Here is a 20825-nt window from a genome sequence, read left to right as displayed (position 1 = left end):
GCGCCGGTTGTGGTTCTGGGTGGCTGGTGTTGCATTTAGCTGGCACGATTATATGACTAGGGTCGCTGGTCTTTTTCGTGATTTTCTGCGAATGGCATGATCGAATACTTACACTTGTTCCGTGAAGAGCGGGACAATTTAGGTATGGCGCAGGCGACGCAATTATCGTTGTTCAGCAGGAGCGATACCAGTCGGATGCGGGACCGGACTCTGTCCCGTAATTATTCGGCGAGCCGCGATGAATTCCGCCGGGAGCACGAAAGGCATCGCGCGTGGGGCCTGAAGCGACGGCACGCCGAGCGCCTACGCCAGATCCGCGAACGCGCCGCCGCCACTCTCCCCGCCGAGGCACCTCCCGCCGCCGCTGCCCCTGCCGAGGCACCTCCCGCTGGCCCTCTCCCGGCCGCCGCCGACCCGACGCACGGAGCCGGCCCTATGTCGGCAGTGAGCCCCGAGCTGTCATCCAGCCCCGAGCCGGCATCCAGCCTCACGCCGATGATCGGCCCGGCGCAGCGGGCTTGCCCGGTCCGGGACACCGGCCCAACCCAGCAACTCGGCCCCGCGAGGGGTGCCTTCGCCGCGCAAGAGGCCAGCCCGCAACAGACCAGCCCGCCGCAGCCCCCAGCCATTCCGCGGAAAGTTCGTGTCCAGCCGCCGAATGCGCCAAATGTCCACCTAGATCATCCGCATTCGGCCTTTCCCCGCCCTACCAGGGGGCATCCCGCCACCTCGCCATTATCCCGCAAAACCGCAAGATCATGCCGACGGCCTGTGGATAACTCCCTGGTGTGGACAACGCACCGAGCGCCCCGCCAACGGCATAACATGGCCGGAGACCGCGAGGGCCGCCCACATGGGGCAGCCCCTCGGCCCGCATTACGAACGGACCAAAGGGCTGCCGGAAAGCGATTGACGAACCGACCGCGCGAGCAAGCCGGAGCTAGCCGCGATTGCGGCAGGCGAAGACCCGTCATGCGGAAAAGGAGGATCAGGAAGAAGGATCAGGAAAGCAGGAAAGCAGAATCCGGAAAAATGGATCGGGCACGAAGAAAGGAGCCGCTGCCCGAATCACATGATGTTGCCGCCACGCCACCGGTGGTTGAAAGCGGGCATCCCCGCCGGCCGATCGCTCTTGCGGATGTCCTCGAGATCGGCCTGGATGCGATCCCGCAACGGCGGATTGGCGTCCAGTGCCCCGGGCGTCGCCACCGTGTACGCCTCCTCCACGTATGTGAGGAGGAACTCCGGCGACAACCGGCGGATCCGTCCGGCGCTCAGGCAGAAGAACTCGCGCTGCGAGTACCCGGTGATCGCCACGCAGTGGCTGGACAGGCTGCCCGGCGTCGCGTCGTAGACCGGCCCGTAACCGGGCACGAACCACGAGTCCCGCACCGCCCCCGAAGTGTCCTTGATCGACTGAGGAAGGGAGAGCCCGACGAGCACCCCACCGAAACGCTGGACCGCGTCGCGCACCTGGTCCAGGCTGCGTGGCTCGATCTCCAGGAAGGATCGTGCCTCCGGGAGCAGCCCGGCGAGCGGCTGGTCCTGGTGCACCCACACCTTCAGGGCGAGCAGCAGGCTCGTACCGAAATCGTTGTGTGCTTCTCGATGGCCGGAATGCGGTTGGGCGGTGCGCGCCAGCGCGGCCGGCCCCGGGTCGCGGCGGAACGGTGACACCTTTTCGTAGATCTTGAGGGTGTCGTCGAGGGTCGGGTTGTACTGCTCCTTCGCCGCGGCGAACCAGGACTGCGCGAGCAGCGCCATCGCGGCGGGCACGCAGTTCTGGAAGCCGACGTCGCCGATCGGCTCGGTCGGCGGCAGGTCGACCAGCACGTCGCCGAGGTGGAACCGGCCGTCGGGTTGCAGCCCGTGCCGGGGCGTCGGAAGATCGTCGAAATAGCCTGAGTACTGGCCCATCTGCAGCGTGCGAATGTCAGTTTCGGCCGCCAGACGGCCGGCTAGAGCGTCCATGGTCACCCTTCGCGTCGAGCCCACTGAGCGTGAAGAGGCTAACGCCGCCCGTGCTGATACCGACTGGCGGATAAGCGACACCTCTATTTGACGGCGCCACCGGTGATCCCCGAAATGATCTTCCGCTGGGCGACGGCGAAGACCACGATCAAGGGCAGACTCATCAGGATTACGTACGCGAAGATCAGGTGCCAATTGTTCAGATACAGTCCCGCACTGGCCACCCGGAAAAGGTTCAGTGGCAGCGTGTCCAGGCGACCCCCGACCACGAAGAACGCGTAGAACACGTCGTTCCACACATACAGGCAGATCAGAATCGTCGCGGTGGCCAGCACCGGCCGGAGCAGCGGCAGCACGATCCGGCGGAACACGTCGACCGGGCCCGCGCCGTCGATGCGCGCGGCCTCTTCGAGCGCGGCCGGGATCGTACGCACGAATCCGGTCACGAAGAAGATCACGGTCGAGAGGTAGATGCCCAGGTAGACCCCGATCATCCCGAGTGCCGTCCCGGCCAGCCCGAGTTGCCGCAGCAGCAGCACCACGGTGACCACGGCCGGCGGCAGGATGATCCCGCTGATGCCGAGCGCGTAGAGGGCCGCCGTCAGCCGCGACGTGCGCCGGGCCAGGATCCACGCCGCCATCGAGCCCAGGATCAGCACCCCGGCCACGGTCGGCACGACGATCAGCAGGCTGCCGAAGAACGCCGCCGGCACGTCCGCCTCGGTCCACACCTGGCGCAGGTTGTCGAACAGATGCCACTGGCCGGGCGGGGACAGGTTCGGGTCGACGGCTTCGGCCCGGGACTTGCCGGCGGTCGCGACGACCAGCCAGAGCGGCACCCCGATCAGCGCCGCCACCAGCAGGATCGCGGCGACGGGTTGCAGACGGCGGCTCACAGGATCTCCTCACGCCGGCGGAGCAGCACGATCACCGGGAACGCCAGCAGCGCCACCAGCAGGAACAGGACCAGGCTCATCGTGGTGGCCTGGGCGAACAGGCCCTGTCCGAACGTGCGGTAGATGAAGATGTTGAGCAGTTCGGTGGTCCGGGCCGGGCCGCCGCCGGTCGTCGCCTGCACCACGTCGAAGCCGTTCATCGAGCCGAGCAGCGCGGTCGCCACGTTGAACGTGATCGCCGGCGCGAGCAGCGGCACCCGGACCGCCCAGAACGCGCGCCACGGTGACGCGCCGTCGATCCGGGCGGCCTCGACGACGTCCTCGGGGACGGTCTTCAGCCCGGCCAGGTAGATCAACATCGCCAGGCCCATCCACTTCCAGGCGTGGATCAGGCTGACCACCACGATCGTCCACGTGGTGTCGGCGAGCGCGCCGGTGTGCTTGAGCAGCGCCTGGAAGATGTAGCCGACCGCGAGCGCGGACATCAGCACCGGCAGCATCAGGAACGTCCGGGCGATCCGATTGATCACCGTGTCCCGTTCCAGCAGCACCGCGAGACCGAAACCGAACAGGTTCTGGAAGATCGCCACCAGCACCGCGTAGACGACCGTGATCCGCAGCGCCCGGAACAGCGTGCCGTCCGACGCGAGCTGCACAAAATTGTCCACCCCGACCGGATTTATCGACGCCTTGAATCCCGACCAGTCGGTGAACGCGTAGGCGAACTGATAAACCGTCGGAAGAACAAAGAAGATCAGAAGGATTGCGTACGCCGGGAGCAGGAACCACAACGGATGCGTCCGCCGGGTGATGGTGCCCGGGGCCGCCACCGGCAGCGCCCGGGCCTTCGTCAACGTACCGAGCGCGGTCGTCACTTCAAGTAACCGGCCGCTTTGGCGAGCTGCTCGAACTGGTCCTGGGTGGCCTTGGCGACCTGCGCCGGGGTCATCGTCCCGGCGATCATGTCGGCCAGGTTCAGGTACAGGTCGGGGTTGGCGACCGCCAGGGCCTGCATCGATCCGGCCGAGCCGGCGACCGCGGCGTGCACGTCGAGCAGCGCCTGCGGCACCCCGGCCGGGTTCGGCACGCCGGTCTCCAGTGAGACGGTGTTACGGTCGGTGACGAAGTCGGCGTAGCCCGGGCCCATCCAGTAGGCCAGCAGCTGCCGGGCGGCCGCTTCCCGCTTGTCGTCGCCGGTCTGGAACGCGACCAGGGCGTTGGACTGGTCCGGGATGAACGTGCCGACGTTGCCGGACGGCGCGATCGGGAAGAAGCCGATCTTCTGGTTCAGCGTGGCGGTGTCCGCCTTGGCCTGCAACTGTCCGAAGAACGAGTTCACCTGAACGACCATCGCGGTCTTTCCGCCGAGCAACGCCGTACCCTGATCCTCGAATTTGGCGGTTTTGATGTCTTTGTTGAAAAGACCCTCTTTGATCAGCGCGTCATAGCGGGTGATCGCGTCCAGGACGGTCTTGTCGGTGAACTTCTCCTGACCGGTATTGATCCGATCCCAGAGCCCGGCCCGGGCCGCGTCGGCGAGCTGGACCTGCACCCACCACTGCGTCGCCCAGCGGTCCGCGCCCATCTCGTAGAACGGGGTGACGCCCTTGCCCTTGAGCGTGCGGGCCAGCGTGACCAGGTCGTCGAAGGTCTTCGGCGGGGTGGTGATCCCGTTCGCCGCGAAGACCTCCTTGTTGTAGTAGACGCCCTCGACCGCCGGGCTGGTGACCAGCGCGGCATACCGGGTGCCGTCGAGCAGCCCGGTGATGTCGGTCAGCTTCGGGTCGAGCTTGCCCAGCCAGGGCGCGCCGGTCAGCGGCTGCAGGTTCGCCTTCGCGTTGATCGCGGTCAGCATCGACGCCGTCGGCTGCCAGAACGCCAGATCCGGCTTGTCGCCGGTCGCGACCTTGGTCTGAATGCCCTGCTCGTACGGGTCGGGAATGGTCACGACCCGGACCGCGGCGCCGGTGGCCCGCTGAAAGCCCTCGATCACCTTCTTCGGCACGGTGTTGCTGTTCTGCGCGGCCCAGATGGTCAGCTGCACACCGTCGAGCTTGGCGGTCGGGTCGGCCCAGGTGATCGTCTCGGCCGCGGCGACGTCGTCGGGGGCGCCCGGGTCGGTGCAGGCGGCGAGCCCGGCGGTGAGCAGAAGCGCGCCGGCGGCGGTTATCAAACGTCTCATGGATGTCGTCCTCATGGTTGGTGGATCTGGAAGATCCGAGCGGTGTAGGGAGCACTGGCGGTGAGGGTTGTCGCGTGTGAACTCTGCATCCGGGACCATTCGGGCAGCCTGCGGGGATAGACCGTCTCGAATTCGCCCGGCAGCGGGATCGTGATCTTCTCGGCGGCACCCGGCCGCCGCCACACCCCCAGGAAGGTGGTGTCGCCGGCGCGCAGGCCGAGGGCCAGCCATCCGTCGTCCCAGCGCGGCAGCCCCAGCGGCCAGAACGGCGTCGCCGCGCCGAGGATCTCGCGGATCCCGTGGTACGCGAGAACGCCGTCCCGGACGAGCTCCCGCTGGCCGGGGCGCATCACGTCGAGGCGTCCGGACAGGTACAGGCGGCCGAGCAGGCCGGTGCACATCGCGTACGCGATCTCCTCGTCGGACATCCCGGGTTGCGGATAAGCCCAGCTGGCGGCCTGTTCCGGCAGGATCGACAGGGGTGCGGCCACCGCGATCGGCGGGTAGAGCCGGAAGTCCTGCTGGTCGCTGGTCGACTGCAGATGCATCCGGCTGAGCAGGGCATAGTCGGCGCGCATCGCCCCGGAGGCACAGTTCTCCAGGATCAGCGCGGGATGCCGGGCGCGGAGCCGGTCCAGCCAGGCCAGATGCGCGCGATTGTGGTCCAGCAGGCCGGGGACCGGGCCGGGGTCGATGTTGTAGTCCAGCTTCAGGTAGCCGACGCCGAGCTCCTCGACCAGCCGGTCGACCACCTCGTCCAGATGCCCGACCGCGGCCGGGTGCCGCAGGTCCAGGTGGTAGCGGCCGTGCTCGACCGTGCGCACGCCGCCCCGCCGCAGGAACGCGGCGTCCGGCAGCTTGTCGGCCATCGGGCTGCGGACGCCGATCACCTCCGGCTCCAGCCACAGGCCGGGGATCATGCCGTGGCCGCGGATCCGGTCGAGCACCTCGCCGAGCCCGTCCGGGAACCGGGTCGAGGACGGCTGCCACTCGCCGACGCTGTCCCACCAGTCGGCGTCGTTGTCGTACCAGCCGGCGTCGATGCAGAACACCTCGGCTCCGGCCGCGGCCGCGGCGTCGATCAGCGGGCGGAGCTTCGCCGTGGTCGGGTCGCCCATCAGCGTGTTCATGTAGTCGTTGAAGATCACCGGGTGCTCCGTCGGCGCGCCGACCAGGGCCCGGCGGTGCGCGGTGAGCGCCGCCACCGACTCCGCGAGGCTGACCGGCACCGACGTGAACGACTCGCCCGGGGCCAGCGGCTGCTGCCACTGGTGATCCATGTCGGTCGGTCCGAGCAGCGCGAGGTAGACGCCGTCCCGTCGCTCGCCGATCTCGAAGCGCCACGGGCCGTTGTGCTCGACCTGCCAGTACCAGCCGTCTCCGGTGACCCGGTCGAGCAGCGCGCCGGTGGGCAGGTGGGTGCCGGTCGACCAGGTTCCGGCGCTGGTCACGGTGTAGCAGCCGCGCCCGTCCTGACCGTGCATCCGGAGGTTCAGATCGGGGACGACGGTGCGCAGCGGCCGCCGGGTCCAGCGACCCTCGCCCAGCCACTCACTGTCCCCGGTGAGCAGGTCGAGCCGATCCGCGTGCGGATCATTTCCGGTCGCCGCCGGCCCTGGCAGGCCGGATCCTCGCTCTGCCGCCGGCCTTGGCAGGCCGGCGGCGAACGAGGTCACGCCGAGGAGCAGGATCGGATCGGGTCCGCCGTTGGTCACCGTGGTCCGCGCCTGAAAGGCCGCTGGTCCCGAGGACCGCAGATCCAGCCGTACGGCGATGCCGGTCCGCTCGTCGTGCTGGTCGAGCCGCAGCCCACGCCAGATCCCGTCGCGAGTTTCCGCGACACCGGTGACGCGCAGTCGGCGGCCGATCGCGGTCTCCGAGAAGCGCCGTGACACGTGGTCACGACCCTCGCCGGCGGCCAGGATCTCCACCAGCGGTTGCCCGGAGCCGTGCAGTCGCGCCGGTCCGTCCCCGCTGACGTCGATGACCAGGTTTCCCCATTCCACCTGTGGTGCTCCTTGCTCTCGGGGTGCTCGCGGCCCGGCTGCTCAGCCCAGGACCGCGGCGACCTGGATGCGGTCGATGTTCGGTGCGTAGCCGGTCGACGCGTTACCGAACGTGATGGTGTTGGTGCCGGCCGCCAGATCGACGTCGACGACCGTCGTCCAGTAGGTGGACCAGGCGAGCGTGTTGCGGAAGAACACCTTCTTCGCCGCGCCGCCGTTGACGCTGATCTCGGCGTACCGATCGACGATGTTGGTGTTGTAGTCGTGCTCGCCGACCACTTCCGCGTTCGCGTAGCCGACGACCAGGCGATACCGGCCCGCGGCCGGCGCGCTCACACCGTTGAAGCGCAACGTGTTGGCCGCGCCCGCGCCCAGCCAGCCGACATATTTGCCGCCGGAGGCAGCGGTGTCGCTGACCACGGCCGCCGCGCCGGCGAGCGTGTTGGCCGAGCTCTCGCCCTCGTAGGCGGTGACCGTTCCGGTGGTCGCGGCGACGTCGAGATAGTCCAGGTTGACCGCGTCCCGGTCGTCGCTCGCGAACGCGTGGTAGTCGATCCGGTTGATCCCGGCCGGCAGGTAGACCCGAGTGGTCGCGGTCTTCCAGGTGTTCCAGTCGGTGGTCCCGGGCAGGCTGACGTCGGTCAGGTCGGTGCCGTTGACCCGCAGCCGGATCGACCGGGTCGCCGGCGCGCCGGTGTAGGGGCCGGCCGAGTAGCGCAGCGCCAGGTTGTAGTAGCCGTCGGCGGGCGCGGTCACCACGAAGTTCGTGGAGGCGGTGCTGCTGCCGCCGTACCCCTCAATGAAGTATGTTCCGGAATATCCGGAATTGCTGCCGTAGGTGAGCTTCGCCGTGCCGCCGAAGGCGGCATATTCCGCTTCGTAGCGGGTGGTCGAGGCCGCGGTCAGGTCCTTGTTGGGCGCAAAGATAATTTGGTACGCGGACTGCCCCTTGAGACCGGTCAACGGCACCGTGACCTGGCCGTTCGACGCCGTGAAGTCGCCCTCTTTCACGACGTAGGGCCCGGTCGACGGGTTGGTGCCGGAGCTGTCGACACCCCAGACGGTCGCGTGCACGGTCGTGCCGAGGTCCGACGGGACGCCCTTGACCAGTACGTTCGTGTCGTAGGTGCCGGTCGCCGGATTGTTGCCGCCGAGAATGACCCGCGCCTGCTTCTTCGCCGGATCCCACGCCGCCAGGCCCTGCAGCGAACCGCTCGCCGACGGCGGCGTGACCGCGACCGTGGTGCCGGTCAGGTCGCCGTACCACTTGTAGAGCCACCATGCGCCGGTCGCCTGATTGTTGCGGGTGACCAGGTCGTTCAGGCCGCCGGCCGTGGTCCAGTAGGCGAGGCAGCCGTCCACCTTGCTGTTCTCGAACTTCGCGACGTACTGGACCAGGTTGCCGGGGACGCCCAGGTCGCCGGAGGAGCGGGCGTACTCGTTGATCGAGATCGGCCGCTTGCTCACGCCGAGACTGGTCTCGATCGCCCGGTAGTCGTCGAAGTGCTGTTGCCAGCTGGTGAAGAAGTCGTCGCCCAGCTCGTGCCAGGTCATCACGTCCGGCAGGACGTTGTTGTCCCGCGCGAACGTGAGGAAGGCGCGCAGGTCGGCCGAACGGTAGGCGGCGAAGTTCGGGCCGGCGATCCGCGCCGTCGCGTCGATCGAGCGGATCCGCTGGTAGACCGTCTTCCAGTCGGAGAGCAGGGCGGTGAGGTTGCCGCTGTACCAGATCTGGTCGGGCTCGTTGAACGGGACGTAGACGTAGGAACTGCGGTACGGATCGGCGACGACCTTGCGGGTCATCGTGTCGACCTTGGCGAGGTAGTCGGCGAGGCCCAGGTTCTCGTAGGGCCACTGCTGGTAGACGTCCTGCATGTAGATCTGGATCTCGCGGCCGCCGGCGCGCTTGAACATCGGCGCGATCTTCAGGGCGTCGCCGTTCGGGTGTTGCAGGCCGTCGGGGGCTTTCTGGGCGGTGACCTGCGGTTTGAGGGCGGCGAGCATGGTCTCGTTGGGGATGCCCTCGTCACCGAGGCCGTAGAGGAAGCCGGTCGCGCCATAGCGCAGCGCGCCGGTGCTGACACCCAGGTCAACGGTGAACTGCGAGGTAGCGGCGAGGGCCGGGGTGGCGGGGATGCTCGCGGCCAGGACGGTGGCCGCGAGCACTGAGGCGGTGATGTGTCTCGATCGCACGGGGGTCTCCTTCATGGAGATGTGACCGGTCACATGGTCGGTGGATGGCCTGAGTGTGACCGGTCACACGGTTGGTGCGGAAGACTGCGTTACGCTTTCGTTACCAACAGATATCGAAACCCGCCACTCGCGGCCCCAGCCCGCCGCCGCTTCCCAGCCAGCCGCCGCACGCCGCACGCGCTGGCCGCGCCGCCCTCGCGCCGCGCCGCCCTCGCGCTGCGCCCGCGTCATGCCGCGCTGCGCCGCGCCCGGCCCACGCTGCGCTGCGCTGCGCCGCGCCCGCGCCGGGCCGCGCCCGCGCCGGGCCGCGCCGGGCCGGGCCGCGCCGGGCCGCGCCGGGCCGCGCCGGGCCGGGCCGCGCCGCGCCGGGCCGCGCCGGGCCGCGCCGGGCCGCGCCGGGCCGCGCCGCGCCGGGCCGCGCCGGGCCGCGCCGGGCCGCGCCGGGCCGGGCCGCGCCGCGCCGGGCCGCGCCGGGCCGCGCCGGGCCGCGCCGCGCCGCGCCGCGCCGGGCCGGGCCGGGCCGCGCCGGGCCGGGCCGGGCCGGGCCGCGCCCGTCGCTCGGGCTGCGTTTGCCGCTTGTCGCTCGCGCTGCGCTTGGCGCGTCTTCGCTTCTGTGCTGTTTCGGCTTCGCGTCATCTGGGTCGTGATTCGTCGGGCGGGGGTGCTGTGGACTCGCGGATGATCAGGCTTGGTGGGTCCAGGCGCGTCGGGGTGGTGGCGTGGGCCAGGGCGGCGACGCAGGCGCGGCCGAGGCCGGCGAAGTCCATCCGGACCGTCGTCAGGGCCGGCGTCCAGTAGGCCGCGCCCGGAACGTCGTCGAAGCCGACGATGCTGACGTCGCCCGGAACGTCACGGCCCGCCTCGTGCAGCGCGCGCCGCACCGCCAGCGCCGTGTCATCGTTGCCGCAGAGGACCGCGGTGACCAGCGGGTTTGCCGCCAGGAGCTGACCGGCTCGATGAGCGGACGCCAGGTCCCAGCCGGCTTGGACCACCTCGGGGATCTCCGCCCCGGCCTGCTCCAGGGCCACCCGCCAGCCGCTCTGCCGGGCGCTGTCCCGGATCTCGGACGGGATGGCCACATGATGGACGGTCCGGTGCCCGAGGTCGAGCAGATGCCGGGTGGCGTCGGCCGCGGCCTGCCGCTCGTCCAGGTAGATCATCCGCCGATCGACGCCGGGCAGCCCGCCCGCCTCGGTGGCGGCCACCATCGGCACGCCCTCCGGCATCGCCCGCAACACCCCGGAACCCGCCGGGTCGAACGCCACCACGATCACGTTTCCACAGCTCGGATCGGTCACGTACTCCACCGCGTGCCGCACGTCGCCGGCCGCCTCCGACTCGACCACCCGGACCCCGACGGTCAGACCGAGCAGCCGGCCGGCCTCCTCGACGCCCTGCAGCACCCCCGCATACCCGTACAGCGTGGTATTCGCCGTCACCACCGTGACCGCGTTCGCCCGCCCCAGGCCCAGCGCGCGGGCCGACCGGTTCGGCCGGTACCGCAGCCGCTCCATCGCGTCGAGCACCTGCTGCCGGGTGTCCGGTCGCACGTTCGGCGAGTTGTTCAGCACCCGGGACACGGTCTGGTGTGACACCCCGGCGGCCGCCGCCACGTCCCGGATCTGCGGCGTTGCCTGCTTCGACACCCGGTCGCCGGTCGTGGCCCCGCCCTGGACCGGGGTCACGGTCTCCGGCTCTGGCGGGGAGGCCTGGTCGTTGCCGGTTGCCGTGACCTGGGTCGGCGGCGCGACTCGCTTCATCGCGCGCCGCCCTCTGGTTGCCCGCCCGAGGGCTCCGTGGCGGGGAAGAGCCAGCTCAGGGCGGCAAGGGACTTGTCGGTATACCTTTGCCGGCCGGTCTCCACCCCGTATGCCAAGTCCTCCAGCACGCTGCATCGTGCGAAGAAGACGGCGCGCTCACGGATCCCGGGCTCGATGTCGTCGTCCGGGGGCAGGGCCACCGGGCCGAGGTCGCGGAACAGCAGGCCGTAGTCGTAGGCCGGGTCGACCAGGGCGGCGTCGCTCCAGTCGATGATGCCGGTGACCGCCCCGGTGCGCGGGTCGACGAGGACGTGCTCGATGCCCAGGTCGTTGTGCGAGAACGCGAGCCGGGACGTCGCCGGCGGGGGCTCGGCGTTCAGGAACGCCTCGATGCGGCGGCGGAACAGCGACGGCACGTGCTTGGCGACGACCGAGTAGATCTCGGCGGCGTCGCTCCGCCACTCCCGCGGTGACTGATCATCGGTGTCGACGAGGCCGGCGACCTGGTCGGCGGGCACCGCGTGCAGGGCCCGGAGGAAGTCGCGGAGCGTGGCGGCGATCTTCGCCGGGTGCGGGGGCGCCGCCAGATTGAGCAGGGGGGTGCCGGGGAGCTTGCGGTAGGCCAGCCAGTGCTCGCCGGGCACGATGATCGGCTCCGGGACCGGCAGCGGTGAGATCCGGTGCAGCAACGTCAGCAGGCGCGCTTCCCGGTCTGTCCGTTCCGGATCAGGGGACCTGCTGAATCGTACGATCAATTCGTTGTTGATCTCAAAAGCGGTGTTGTCGAGCCCCTCGCCGAGCAGTGACACGGACTCCACCACATAGCCGGGCAGGGCGGTGGCCAGCGCGCCGCGGACGTCGGGCATGGCGGTCACACCTCCGTGGCGTGGGCGCGCAGCTCGCGGACCACCTGCGCGCCGTCGGGAGCATGGTCGGGATCGATCAGCCACTGCATCATCAGGCCGGAGAGGACGGCGAGGGGGACCGACCCGCCGAGACCCTCCCGGCCCTGGCGCTGGGCGGCGGCGAGTCGCTCGCGCAGCTCGGGGGAGTGCTCGGCCTGCACCGCGGCCTCGAGCTGGGCGATCCACAGCGCGCGATGGGTGCCGAACGTGTCGATCAACGCCTGCCAGCGCTCCTCCGGTGTCCCGTCGCGGGCCTTGTCGGCGACCGTGTCCGACAGCTCCTCGACCGCCTCGACCAGCGCGTAGATCAGCAGCGACTCGCGCGAGCCGAAGTGATAGCCGATCGCGGCATGGTTGACGCCGGCCGTGAAGGCGATGTCGCGCACGGTGGTGCGCGCCCAGCCTCGGTCGGTCAGGCACTGCTTCGCCGCTTCGATGAGGGCATCCCGATTTCCCACGAGCCCGATGCTACCGCACTTTTTAACCGCGTGGTTTATCCATACGGATTGACCGGATGGATAAATCGACGCTAGGGTCATCGGCATGAAGAGCGCACTGATCTCCGGCGCCAGCGTCGCCGGACCTGCCCTGGCCTGGTTCCTGCGGCGTGACGGATGGGAGGTGACCGTCGTCGAGCGGGCGCCCGGCCCACGCGACAGCGGTTACGCGGTCGACTTCCGCGGCGCCGCGCTCGCGGTGCTCGACGAGATGGGCATCCTGGACGAGGTCCGCGACCACGAGATCCGGATGCGGGGCACGACCCTGCTGGACCAGTCCGGCCTGACCGTCGGGGAGCTGCCCGCCTCCGCGTTCGGCGGCGAGCTCGAGGTCCCCAAGAGCGCGCTGACCCGGATCCTGCACCGGGTGGCCGGCGTGGAGCCGCTGTTCGACGACACCATCACTGCTCTTACCCAGCACGACGATCGGGTGACGGTCGCGTTCGAGCGCGCGCCGACCCGGGACTTCGACCTGGTCCTCGGCGCCGACGGCGTGCATTCCGCGGTGCGCCGGCTCGCGTTTCCCGGCATCGACCCGATCCTGCACCTCGGCATGTCCGGTGCGGGCTTCACCAGCGCCAACGAGTTCGGCCTCGACCATCGCGGGCTGCTGCAGGCCGGGCCGGGGCGCGCCGTCTACGCGTTCTCGGCCGGCGACCCGGCGCGGATGACGGTGAGCCTGTCGTTCGCGAGCACGGCCGCCGACTCCTTCCCGGACCGTGCCGCACAGGAGGCCGCCGTGCGCACCGCGTTCGCCGACCATCCGTGGCCGGCCGTGCCCCGCCTGCTCGCCGACATGGCGACCGCGGAGGACTTCTACTTCGCCTCCACCAGCCAGGTCCACCTGGACTCGTGGTCCGTCGGCCGGGTCGCGCTGCTCGGCGACGCGGGCTACTGCTCCGCACCGACCAGCGGCATGGGCACGTCGCAGGCCCTGCTGGCCGCGTCCGTCCTGGCCCGCTGCCTGGTGGAGGCCGGCGGCGACCACGCGGTCGCCTTCGAGAGGTATGAGCGGGAGCTGCGTCCCTATGTCACCGAGAACCAGAGGAGCGGGCGGGAGGCCGTCGCCGGCTTCGGGGGCGTGGTCGCCGACGCTCCGGAGGTGACGCAGAGCAACCTGGCGACCATCGATCAGTAGCTGATCTTTTGTTAGCGTCGGCATCCAGATCCGTGGCTGTGGGGGAGGGGACATGGCGGAGTCGATCACGCTGAGTCCGGAAGACCGTCGGTGGCGGGATCAGTGGGTGCCCGTCGAGCGCCGGTTCCTGGGTCTGGATCGGCGAACGCTGCTGCCGGCCGGGCTGGTCGCCCTGCTGGTGGCGCTGGCACTGTGGATCGTGCCCGGCATCGACGACGCGGTGCCGGTCGACGATCCGATCCACGCCGGCGACGTGATCCAGGTCGGGCCGGGAGTCGAGTTCGTGCCGGTGACCGGCGCCAACCTGGTCGACGGGCTGCGGCGCGGTGCGGCCACGGCCGCGGCCGGCTTTCCGGATCACGTCGTGCTGACGTATCGGGGAATCACCTTCCGCGTCGTGGCGGACACCTATGACGGCACTCCGGCCCAGCTGCTGGCCCAGATCAAGCGGAACAACGAGGGCTTCCGCGGCAACGGCGGCTTCCGGGTGACCGGCGATCCGGTGACCCTCACCAACAGCGCGGGGGATCGGGGCGTGCTCGCACACTTCGACGGCACCGAGGCCAAGGGCCTGGTCGCCGCGTTCGTCCTCGGGCGCACCGGCGTCGAGATCATCGCGATCGGGCCGGAGAGCGTGGACGAGAGCTCCGCGCCCGCGGTCACCGAGATGATCCGTTCGGTCCGGGCGGTGGCCGCATGACGTCGCCCACGCTCTCCCGGGAAGCCGCCATCGAGCGGACCGGCTGGGGCAACCGCTTCCACCCGTGGCAGCCGCGCAACGCCTGCTTCTGGGTCTACGTGGCCGTGGTCGGCTACGGCTCCTGGTATGCGTTCGGCCTGGTCAACTCCCAGGTCCGGGTCTACGGTCCGGCTCTGGCCGCGGCCAGCGCGATCTTCGCGGTGTACGGCCTGCTGTTCTGGTGGTTCACCGCCCGCATCGACCGGTATTCCCGCCAGCCGGTCGGGCTCGGCGTGGCCGCGTTCGTCTGGGGCGCGTTCGGAGCGACCTGGACGATCGCGATCAACGGCAACAGCAGCCTGATGAACCTCTACCAGAAACTGTTCGGTCAGGACTTCGCCCTCGACTGGGGCGCGGGCCTGACCGCGCCGTTCTTCGAGGAGCTGGGCAAGGGCGCTGGCGTCCTGCTGCTGCTCTACCTGGCCCCGAAGGTGGTCCGCACCGCCTACGACGGGTTCATCCTCGGCGCGTTCTGCGGGCTCGGCTTCGAGATCCTCGAGGACATTCTGTACGCGTTGCAGTCCGCCCCCGAGCAGTTCGGCTCGCACCAGCTGCGGACCAGCCTCAGCACGGTCCTGCTGCGGCTGCTGACCGGCTTCTCCTCGCACATCCTGTACTCCGCGGTCTTCGGCGCCGGCCTGATCTACCTGCTCGGCACGCCCGGGCAGCGGCGCCGTCCGGCCCGTGGCGTGCTCCTGATGCTGCTCGCCATGCTGTTGCACTTCCTGTGGGACTCGACCAGCGCGTTGGCCCAGGGCAACGGGACCGTTCTGCTCGCGCTGCTGATCGGGATCACGCTGCTGGCGTTCGCGATCGTGACCGCGGTCTTCCAGATCACCGTGCGGCCGGAGCGCGAGGCGATGCGGGCGGTGGTGGCGCCCGAGGTGGCCTCCGGTGTGCTCACCCCGGAAGAGGCGGATGCCCTGTCCGGGGGCTGGCGACAGCGCCGCCGATACCGTGCTGGTGCTGGTGCTGGTGCTGGTGCTGGTGCTGGTGCTGGTGCCGTGGGCGGCGGCGGTCGCCGTCGCGGGGCCAAGGGCGGTGGCGGTTCGGCTGAGCGGCGTCGTCGGCGGCATCGGCTGGAGGCTGCTCACGATCTGGCCGACCAGTTGGCCGCGGCCGGTGGCCAGGAGACCGATCGGGTCCGTTTCACTCGTGCTGAGCTGGCCCGCTATGCGCTGCGATGAACGCCGCCGCGGCTGGTCATGCGCCGAAGCGGCGGTGGCGGGCGGCGTAGGAGCGCAGGGCCCGCAGGAAGTCGACCTTGCGGAAGCCGGGCCAGTACACGTCGCAGAAGTGCAGCTCCGAGTAGGCGGCCTGCCACAGCAGGAAGCCGGACATGCGCTGCTCCCCGCTGGTGCGGATGACCAGGTCCGGATCGGGCTGGCCGTGGGTGTAAAGGTGCTCCGCGATCCGGTCGGCGGTCAGCCGCTGCGCGATGTCGTCGACACCGTGCCCGGCGGCCGTCTCGGACTCCAGCAGGGAGCGGACCGCGTTCACGATCTCGTCGCGGCCGTCGTAACCGATCGCGATCGTGACATGGGAGTCCGCGCCGCTGTCCCGGGTCGCCTCCTCGGCCAGCTTCAGCGCGTGCCGCGTCGAGTCCGGCAGCACGTCCAGGCGGCCGGCGAGGTGAACCTGCCACCGGCTGCCCGGCCGGCTCAGCCGTGCGGCGACCACCTGCTCGATCATCCGCATCAGGTTGTCGACCTCGCCGGCGTCCCGTTTGGTCACGTTGTCGACCGAGGCGATGAAGACCGTGACGTGCCGGACGCCGATCTCCCGGCACCAGCCGAGCACCTCGCCCAGATGCTCGGCGCCGTAACGGTGCCCCACCCGCGGGTCGTCGAAGCCCATCTGCCGAGCCCAGCGCCGGTTCCCGTCCATCACCATCGCGACGTGGCGGGGGAGCGTGGCACCGGCGAGCCGGGCCCGGAGGCGACGGGCATACAGGGCGTAGGCGGCGGCCTTGACGGTCCTCAGCATGGCCGGATTCCATCACCGTCAGCGCGGATCGCGGCCCGCGTGCACGACATCTCCACGATTCCGGCACAAAACCATCACGAGCAACGGCAATGCGGGATACGCGCGAGCGGTGACCGTGGTTCTACAGCGTCCCGCGCCGGGCCTCCCACATCGCGCGGGTCATCTCGTATTCCACCTCGCCGGCCTCGCTTCCCGGCAGCGGGTCGTCCCAGAGTGGGTGGAACGTCCGGAGGTACCGCATCCCGATGGTCTCCATCACTCCGCGCGAGCCGGTGTTCACCGCCATGGTCTGCGCGTAGACCCGGCTCTGCCCGACGGTGTCGAATGCGTGCCGTAGCAGTACCCGTGAGGCCTCGCTGGCCAGGCCCTGGCGCCAGTATTTTCGCGCCAGCCGGTAGCCCAGCTCGGCCACGGTCGGATCGTCCGGCTGGTCGTCCCCGTGCGCCGGCGGCAACATCATCAGGCCGACGAACTCGCCCTCGGTCTCGCTCTCCGGCAGGCCGGAGTCGCGGCGGCCGCCGTCTGACCCGAACGCCATCCAGAAGCCGAGGCCGTCCACTTTGGTGCCGAGCGTCATTCGCTCGACGTGGGACGAGACCACCTCGTCCCTGGTCCGGGCCCGGCCCCAGATGTACTTGAGTACCTCGGCGTCCGCGTCCAGGTCGACCTCGAGGTCGAAATGCCGGTCCGCGAGCGGGACGAGAAGCAGCCGCTCACTCCGCAACGTGGGTTGACCCATGCCGTCACCCAAACACACGTCCGTCCCCATCGCGACGCGATTTGCCGCCGTTCCGCTGTTTCCGCGCGGGCCTTGCACTGGGGGCTCGTGCTGTGCGCTGCGCTCAGGGTGAGGCTGCGTCGGGGTGGAGGCGGTGCGGGGGTGAGGGCGGTGCCGAGGTGGGAGCGGTGCGCGGGTGGGGGCGGCGCGGGGGGTGAGGGCGGTGCCGAGGTGGGAGCGGTGCGCGGGTGGGGCGGCGCGGGGGGTGAGGGCGGTGCCGGGGTGGGAGCGGTGCGGGGTTGAGGGCTGCGGCGGGGGGTGAGGGCGGTGCCGGGGTGTGGGCGGGGCCGGGTTGAGGGCTGTTCGGTGGTGCGGCCGGGGCTGGGTTGTTGGTGGGTTCGCTTGGGGGCGCTTCCGGCTGGGTCACGCCGTCACGGCGGTGATCGATGGCTGTGCGGGGCGGGGCTGTGCGGGGCTGTGTGGGGCGGGGCGCGTACGGAAAATCTTGCGAACGCGTTTGTTCCTGTTTCTTTTCGTTGACATCACACATGTAACTGCCTCAATGTGAACGTGTTACGTCGTATGGCGAAGGGAAACACTCGATGCCGCGATCGCCGTGGAGGCCGCTACTCCTGGCCGCCCTGCTGGTCCTGTCCGTCCTGGTCGCGCCGGTAGGAGCGCAAGCCGACGCGAAAGCTCAAGCCGTCACCGTGCACGGGCTGAAGGGGGAGTACTTCCGGATGTCCGCCCCGGGGGCTCGGGACTTCACCGACCTGGGTGGGATCTCGCTGGACCCGAACATCGACCTGTCCGACCTGACCGGCACGTTTCAGTCGTTCCTCGGGCGGACCGAGAACACCACCGCGCGCTGGACCGGCAAGCTGACCGCGCCGGCGACCGGGGACTACACGTTCTACCTGATCGGCGACAACGGGTTCCGGTTCTACCTGGACGGGCAGCCGGTGATCGACCACTGGGTCGGTGACTGGGACGTCGAGCAGACCAGCCAGACCGTGCACCTGACCGCGGGCGAGGCCCACGACGTGCGCGTGGAGATGTTCCAGGACGTCGGCGGGGCGAATCTGTTCCTGCGCTGGTCGGGGGCCGGGCTCTCGAAGCAGATCGTCCCGGAGAGCGCTTTCACGCCGCCGGACGGGTTCCAGGTCTTCCCGGCGAGCTTCGAGGTCGGGGCGGACGGGCGCAAGCTGGTCGCCACCTTCGACGCGCCGGTCACCGCGAGCACCACCGCGGCGCACCTGGTGATCGAGGCGGACACCACGCCGATGCCGATCTCGTCGATCAAGGCGAGCGGGACCAGGCTGACCGTCACCCTGGCCGAGCCGATCCAGGCCGGGCAGAAGGTGCGGGTCAACTACGACGGCGCGGGCGGCCTGGCGGTCGGCGGCGAGACCGTCCCGCAGATCATCCGCTCGGCGACCAACGCGTCCACGCACCGGCTGACCACGCCGTGGGGCGACAAGGTCGACACCCGGCACCCGCTGCCGGAGTACCCGCGCCCGCAGCTGACCCGCGACGACTGGCTGAACCTGAACGGCCCGTGGGAGTTCGCCGGCGCCACCGCCGGTGAGCAGCCGGTCTTCGGCAAGAAGCTGGGCGAGCGGATCATCGTGCCGTTCCCGGTCGAGTCGCAGCTGTCCGGGATCGAGCGCCGCGAGTCGCACATGTTCTACCGCAAGCTGGTGACCGTCCCGAAGGGCTGGAAGGACCGGGTCAAGCTCAACTTCGGCGCGGTCGACTACCAGGCCAAGGTGTACGTCAACGGCACCCTGGTCACCGAGCACACCGGCGGCTACACCGCGTTCACCGCGGACATCACCGGCGCGCTGCGGGGCCACGGGCCGCAGGAGATCCTGGTCGAGGTCACCGACCTGACCGGTCCGGATCAGCCGAAGGGCAAGCAGTCGCTGAACCCGGGCGGCATCGTCTACACCCCGTCGTCGGGCATCTGGCAGACGGTCTGGCTGGAGCCGGTCGCGGCGGTCGCGGTGGACGAGATCGTCACCACGCCGGACCTGGCGGCGAACGCGCTGCACGTGACCGTGAAGTCGGCGTCCGCCAAGGCCGGCACGAAGGTCACCGCCGTCGCGCGGGACAAGAAGGGCCGCAAGGTCGGCACGGTGACCGGTGTCGTCGGGGCGGAGCTGAGCCTGCCGATCGCCAAGCCGCACCTCTGGACGCCGGACGACCCCTACCTGTACGACCTGGACGTCACGCTGGGGCGGGACTCCGTCGGCGGCTACTTCGGGATGCGGTCCATCGCCGTACAAAAGGTGGCGGGTTTTCCGAAGTTGGTGTTGAACGGCAAACCGATCTTCTCGCTCGCCACCCTGGACCAGGGGTTCTTCCCGGACGGGCTGTACACCGCGCCGAGTGACGCGGCGCTGAGGTTCGACCTGGTGGAGACGAAGAAGCTCGGCTTCAACGCGGTCCGCAAGCACATCAAGGTCGAGCCGGCCCGCTGGTACCGGCACGCCGACGAGCTGGGTCTGCTGGTCTGGCAGGACTTCGTGTCGGCCGACATCACCGGCACGGCGGGTCAGCAGGCCTGGTTCAGCCAGGGCCGGGAGATGATGAACCAGCTGCACAACTCGCCGTCGGTGATCGGCTGGGTGGTGTTCAACGAGGGCTGGGGCGAGTGGGACCGGACCACCACCGGTCAGCTCGCCGAGCAGGTCAAGGCGGCCGACCCGACCCGGATCGTGAACGCGCACAGCGGCGTCAACTGCTGCTCGTCGAAGGGTGACTCCGGCAAGGGCGACGTGATCGACCACCACGACTACAACAACACCGACCCGGCCTACCCGGACGCGACCCGGGTCGCGATGGACGGCGAGCACGGCGGCTTCACCCTGCGCACCCCCGGGCACATGTGGCCGGGCACGCCCGCGGTGATCTACAGCGGCGTGGCCGACAAGGCGGCGCTGACCGCCAAGTACGTCGACAACACCGAGCGCTTCTACCTGGAGGCGGCCGGGGCCGAGCTGTCCGGATCGGTCTACACCCAGATCACCGATCTGGAGACCGAGCTCAACGGCCTGTGGACCTACGACCGGCGACAGATCAAGGTCGACCCCGCGGCCGTACGGGCGGTCAATCAGCGCGTCATCGCGGCGGGTGCCGCAGCCGCGCTGAAGCCGCCGCCGCCCGGTCACGGCGACTGGGCTCTGGACGAGAACACCGGCACGGTCGCGCACGACAGCGGCGGGGCCAGCGACCTGACCCTGGCCGGGAACGCCACCTGGGCGCCGGGCGTGTCCGGCTCCGCGCTGAAGTTCGACGGTGACGGCGACTACGCGGACACCACCGCGCCGGTCGTCGACACCACCGGCGACTACACGATCACCGCCTGGGTCACCCTGGACAAGCTGCCCGGCAACTACGCGACCGTGGTCAGCCAGGACGGCCGGGTCACCGAGAACCCGTTCTACCTGCAGTACGGGCAGGGCGCGTTCGCGTTCAGCACGCCGGGCGGCAACCGGGCCCGGCAGGTGGTCACCCCCGACCTGAACCGCTGGTACCAGCTGGCCGGGGTCCGGGACCACGCCACCGGTGAGGTCCGGCTCTACGTGGACGGCAAGCGGGTCGCGGCCACCACCGCGGGACCGGATGTGATCAGCACCGGGCCGCTGTCGGTCGGGCGGGCGAAGTACGCCGGCAACAAGACCGACTACTGGTCCGGCGGCATCGACCAGGTGCACGCCTTCGGGCGGGCCCTGACCGACGCGGAGATCGGCTCGCTCTACGCGGCCGAGTTGCACTGAGGTTGCGCGGCGCGGGCCGGTTCATCGGCCCGCGCCGCTGCCGCGGCCACCG

The 20825-nt window shown here is 70.0% G+C and carries 15 protein-coding genes; 4 read left to right on the top strand and 11 right to left on the bottom strand.

Annotation, left to right across the window (positions count from 1 at the left end):
- Window positions 1-1068: 1068 nt before the first annotated feature.
- The 9 genes from L3i22_RS29335 to L3i22_RS29295 form a co-directional block, all read right to left on the bottom strand.
- The gene (locus L3i22_RS29335) at window positions 1069-1917 is read right to left on the bottom strand and encodes a hypothetical protein (RefSeq protein WP_221320758.1); all 849 of its coding nucleotides are present in this window, start codon (window positions 1915-1917) and stop codon (window positions 1069-1071) included.
- A gap of 137 nt (window positions 1918-2054) precedes the next feature.
- Window positions 2055-2867: a carbohydrate ABC transporter permease gene (locus L3i22_RS29330; protein ID WP_221320757.1), complete on the bottom strand. Its 813-nt coding sequence runs from the start codon at window positions 2865-2867 to the stop codon at window positions 2055-2057.
- Entirely contained in the window at window positions 2864-3742 is an 879-nt protein-coding gene (locus tag L3i22_RS29325) for a carbohydrate ABC transporter permease (protein ID WP_221320756.1), read from the bottom strand. Before L3i22_RS29325 ends, L3i22_RS29330 begins: the two co-directional genes overlap by 4 nt.
- On the bottom strand, window positions 3739-5049 hold the full coding sequence (locus L3i22_RS29320; RefSeq protein ID WP_221320755.1) for an ABC transporter substrate-binding protein: 1311 nt from the start codon (window positions 5047-5049) through the stop codon (window positions 3739-3741). The genes L3i22_RS29325 and L3i22_RS29320 overlap by 4 nt, the downstream gene beginning before the upstream one ends.
- Window positions 5050-5060: 11 nt before the next feature.
- Entirely contained in the window at window positions 5061-7055 is a 1995-nt protein-coding gene (locus L3i22_RS29315; protein WP_221320754.1) for a glycoside hydrolase family 36 protein, read from the bottom strand.
- A gap of 42 nt (window positions 7056-7097) precedes the next feature.
- On the bottom strand, window positions 7098-9248 hold the full coding sequence (locus tag L3i22_RS29310; protein WP_255657242.1) for a CBM35 domain-containing protein: 2151 nt from the start codon (window positions 9246-9248) through the stop codon (window positions 7098-7100).
- 632 nt (window positions 9249-9880) lie between these two features.
- The gene (locus tag L3i22_RS29305) at window positions 9881-11008 is read right to left on the bottom strand and encodes a LacI family DNA-binding transcriptional regulator (protein WP_221320752.1); all 1128 of its coding nucleotides are present in this window, start codon (window positions 11006-11008) and stop codon (window positions 9881-9883) included.
- The gene (locus tag L3i22_RS29300) at window positions 11005-11874 is read right to left on the bottom strand and encodes a phosphotransferase family protein (RefSeq protein ID WP_221320751.1); all 870 of its coding nucleotides are present in this window, start codon (window positions 11872-11874) and stop codon (window positions 11005-11007) included. Before L3i22_RS29300 ends, L3i22_RS29305 begins: the two co-directional genes overlap by 4 nt.
- A gap of 5 nt (window positions 11875-11879) precedes the next feature.
- Window positions 11880-12371 carry a TetR/AcrR family transcriptional regulator gene (locus L3i22_RS29295; protein ID WP_221320750.1) on the bottom strand — a complete coding sequence of 164 codons (492 nt, stop codon included), beginning with the start codon at window positions 12369-12371 and terminating at the stop codon, window positions 11880-11882.
- An 85-nt stretch (window positions 12372-12456) separates the two neighbouring features.
- On the opposite strand from L3i22_RS29295, the gene L3i22_RS29290 reads away from it, so the two are divergent.
- From L3i22_RS29290 to L3i22_RS29280, 3 genes are read left to right on the top strand one after another with little or no spacing between them, the layout of a single operon-like run.
- Complete coding sequence (locus tag L3i22_RS29290) at window positions 12457-13548, top strand: FAD-dependent monooxygenase (RefSeq protein WP_221320749.1); 1092 nt, start codon at window positions 12457-12459, stop codon at window positions 13546-13548.
- Window positions 13549-13600: 52 nt separating this feature from the next.
- Window positions 13601-14248, top strand: coding sequence for a hypothetical protein (locus L3i22_RS29285; protein ID WP_221320748.1), 648 nt, complete (start codon window positions 13601-13603; stop codon window positions 14246-14248).
- On the top strand, window positions 14245-15474 hold the full coding sequence (locus L3i22_RS29280; protein WP_221320747.1) for a PrsW family intramembrane metalloprotease: 1230 nt from the start codon (window positions 14245-14247) through the stop codon (window positions 15472-15474). Before L3i22_RS29285 ends, L3i22_RS29280 begins: the two co-directional genes overlap by 4 nt.
- Window positions 15475-15490: 16 nt before the next feature.
- On the opposite strand, the gene uppS is transcribed toward L3i22_RS29280, so the two are convergent.
- Together uppS and L3i22_RS29270 are read right to left on the bottom strand one after the other, a co-directional pair.
- Window positions 15491-16273, bottom strand: a complete 783-nt coding sequence (uppS, locus tag L3i22_RS29275; protein WP_221320746.1) for a polyprenyl diphosphate synthase — start codon at window positions 16271-16273, stop codon at window positions 15491-15493.
- Window positions 16274-16394: 121 nt separating this feature from the next.
- On the bottom strand, window positions 16395-17012 hold the full coding sequence (locus tag L3i22_RS29270; protein WP_221320745.1) for a GNAT family N-acetyltransferase: 618 nt from the start codon (window positions 17010-17012) through the stop codon (window positions 16395-16397).
- Between the two features lie 581 nt (window positions 17013-17593).
- Between L3i22_RS29270 and L3i22_RS29265 the strand changes: the two genes are divergently transcribed.
- Window positions 17594-20773: a LamG-like jellyroll fold domain-containing protein gene (locus L3i22_RS29265; RefSeq protein WP_221320744.1), complete on the top strand. Its 3180-nt coding sequence runs from the start codon at window positions 17594-17596 to the stop codon at window positions 20771-20773.
- Window positions 20774-20825: the final 52 nt, after the last annotated feature.

The sequence above is a fragment of the Actinoplanes sp. L3-i22 genome (assembly GCF_019704555.1).
Taxonomy (GTDB): Bacteria; Actinomycetota; Actinomycetes; order Mycobacteriales; family Micromonosporaceae; genus Actinoplanes.
This window is presented reverse-complemented; position numbering and strand designations above follow the sequence as displayed.

Coding starts and splice junctions, on each gene's coding strand:
- L3i22_RS29335 (WP_221320758.1), bottom strand. CDS start 1,917: ATGGGCCAGTACTCAGGCTATTTCGACGATCTTCCGACGCCCCGGCAC.
- L3i22_RS29320 (WP_221320755.1), bottom strand. CDS start 5,049: ATGAGACGTTTGATAACCGCCGCCGGCGCGCTTCTGCTCACCGCCGGG.
- L3i22_RS29305 (WP_221320752.1), bottom strand. CDS start 11,008: ATGAAGCGAGTCGCGCCGCCGACCCAGGTCACGGCAACCGGCAACGAC.
- L3i22_RS29300 (WP_221320751.1), bottom strand. CDS start 11,874: ATGCCCGACGTCCGCGGCGCGCTGGCCACCGCCCTGCCCGGCTATGTG.
- L3i22_RS29290 (WP_221320749.1), top strand. CDS start 12,457: ATGAAGAGCGCACTGATCTCCGGCGCCAGCGTCGCCGGACCTGCCCTG.
- L3i22_RS29285 (WP_221320748.1), top strand. CDS start 13,601: ATGGCGGAGTCGATCACGCTGAGTCCGGAAGACCGTCGGTGGCGGGAT.
- L3i22_RS29280 (WP_221320747.1), top strand. CDS start 14,245: ATGACGTCGCCCACGCTCTCCCGGGAAGCCGCCATCGAGCGGACCGGC.
- uppS (WP_221320746.1), bottom strand. CDS start 16,273: ATGCTGAGGACCGTCAAGGCCGCCGCCTACGCCCTGTATGCCCGTCGC.
- L3i22_RS29270 (WP_221320745.1), bottom strand. CDS start 17,012: ATGGGTCAACCCACGTTGCGGAGTGAGCGGCTGCTTCTCGTCCCGCTC.
- L3i22_RS29265 (WP_221320744.1), top strand. CDS start 17,594: ATGCCGCGATCGCCGTGGAGGCCGCTACTCCTGGCCGCCCTGCTGGTC.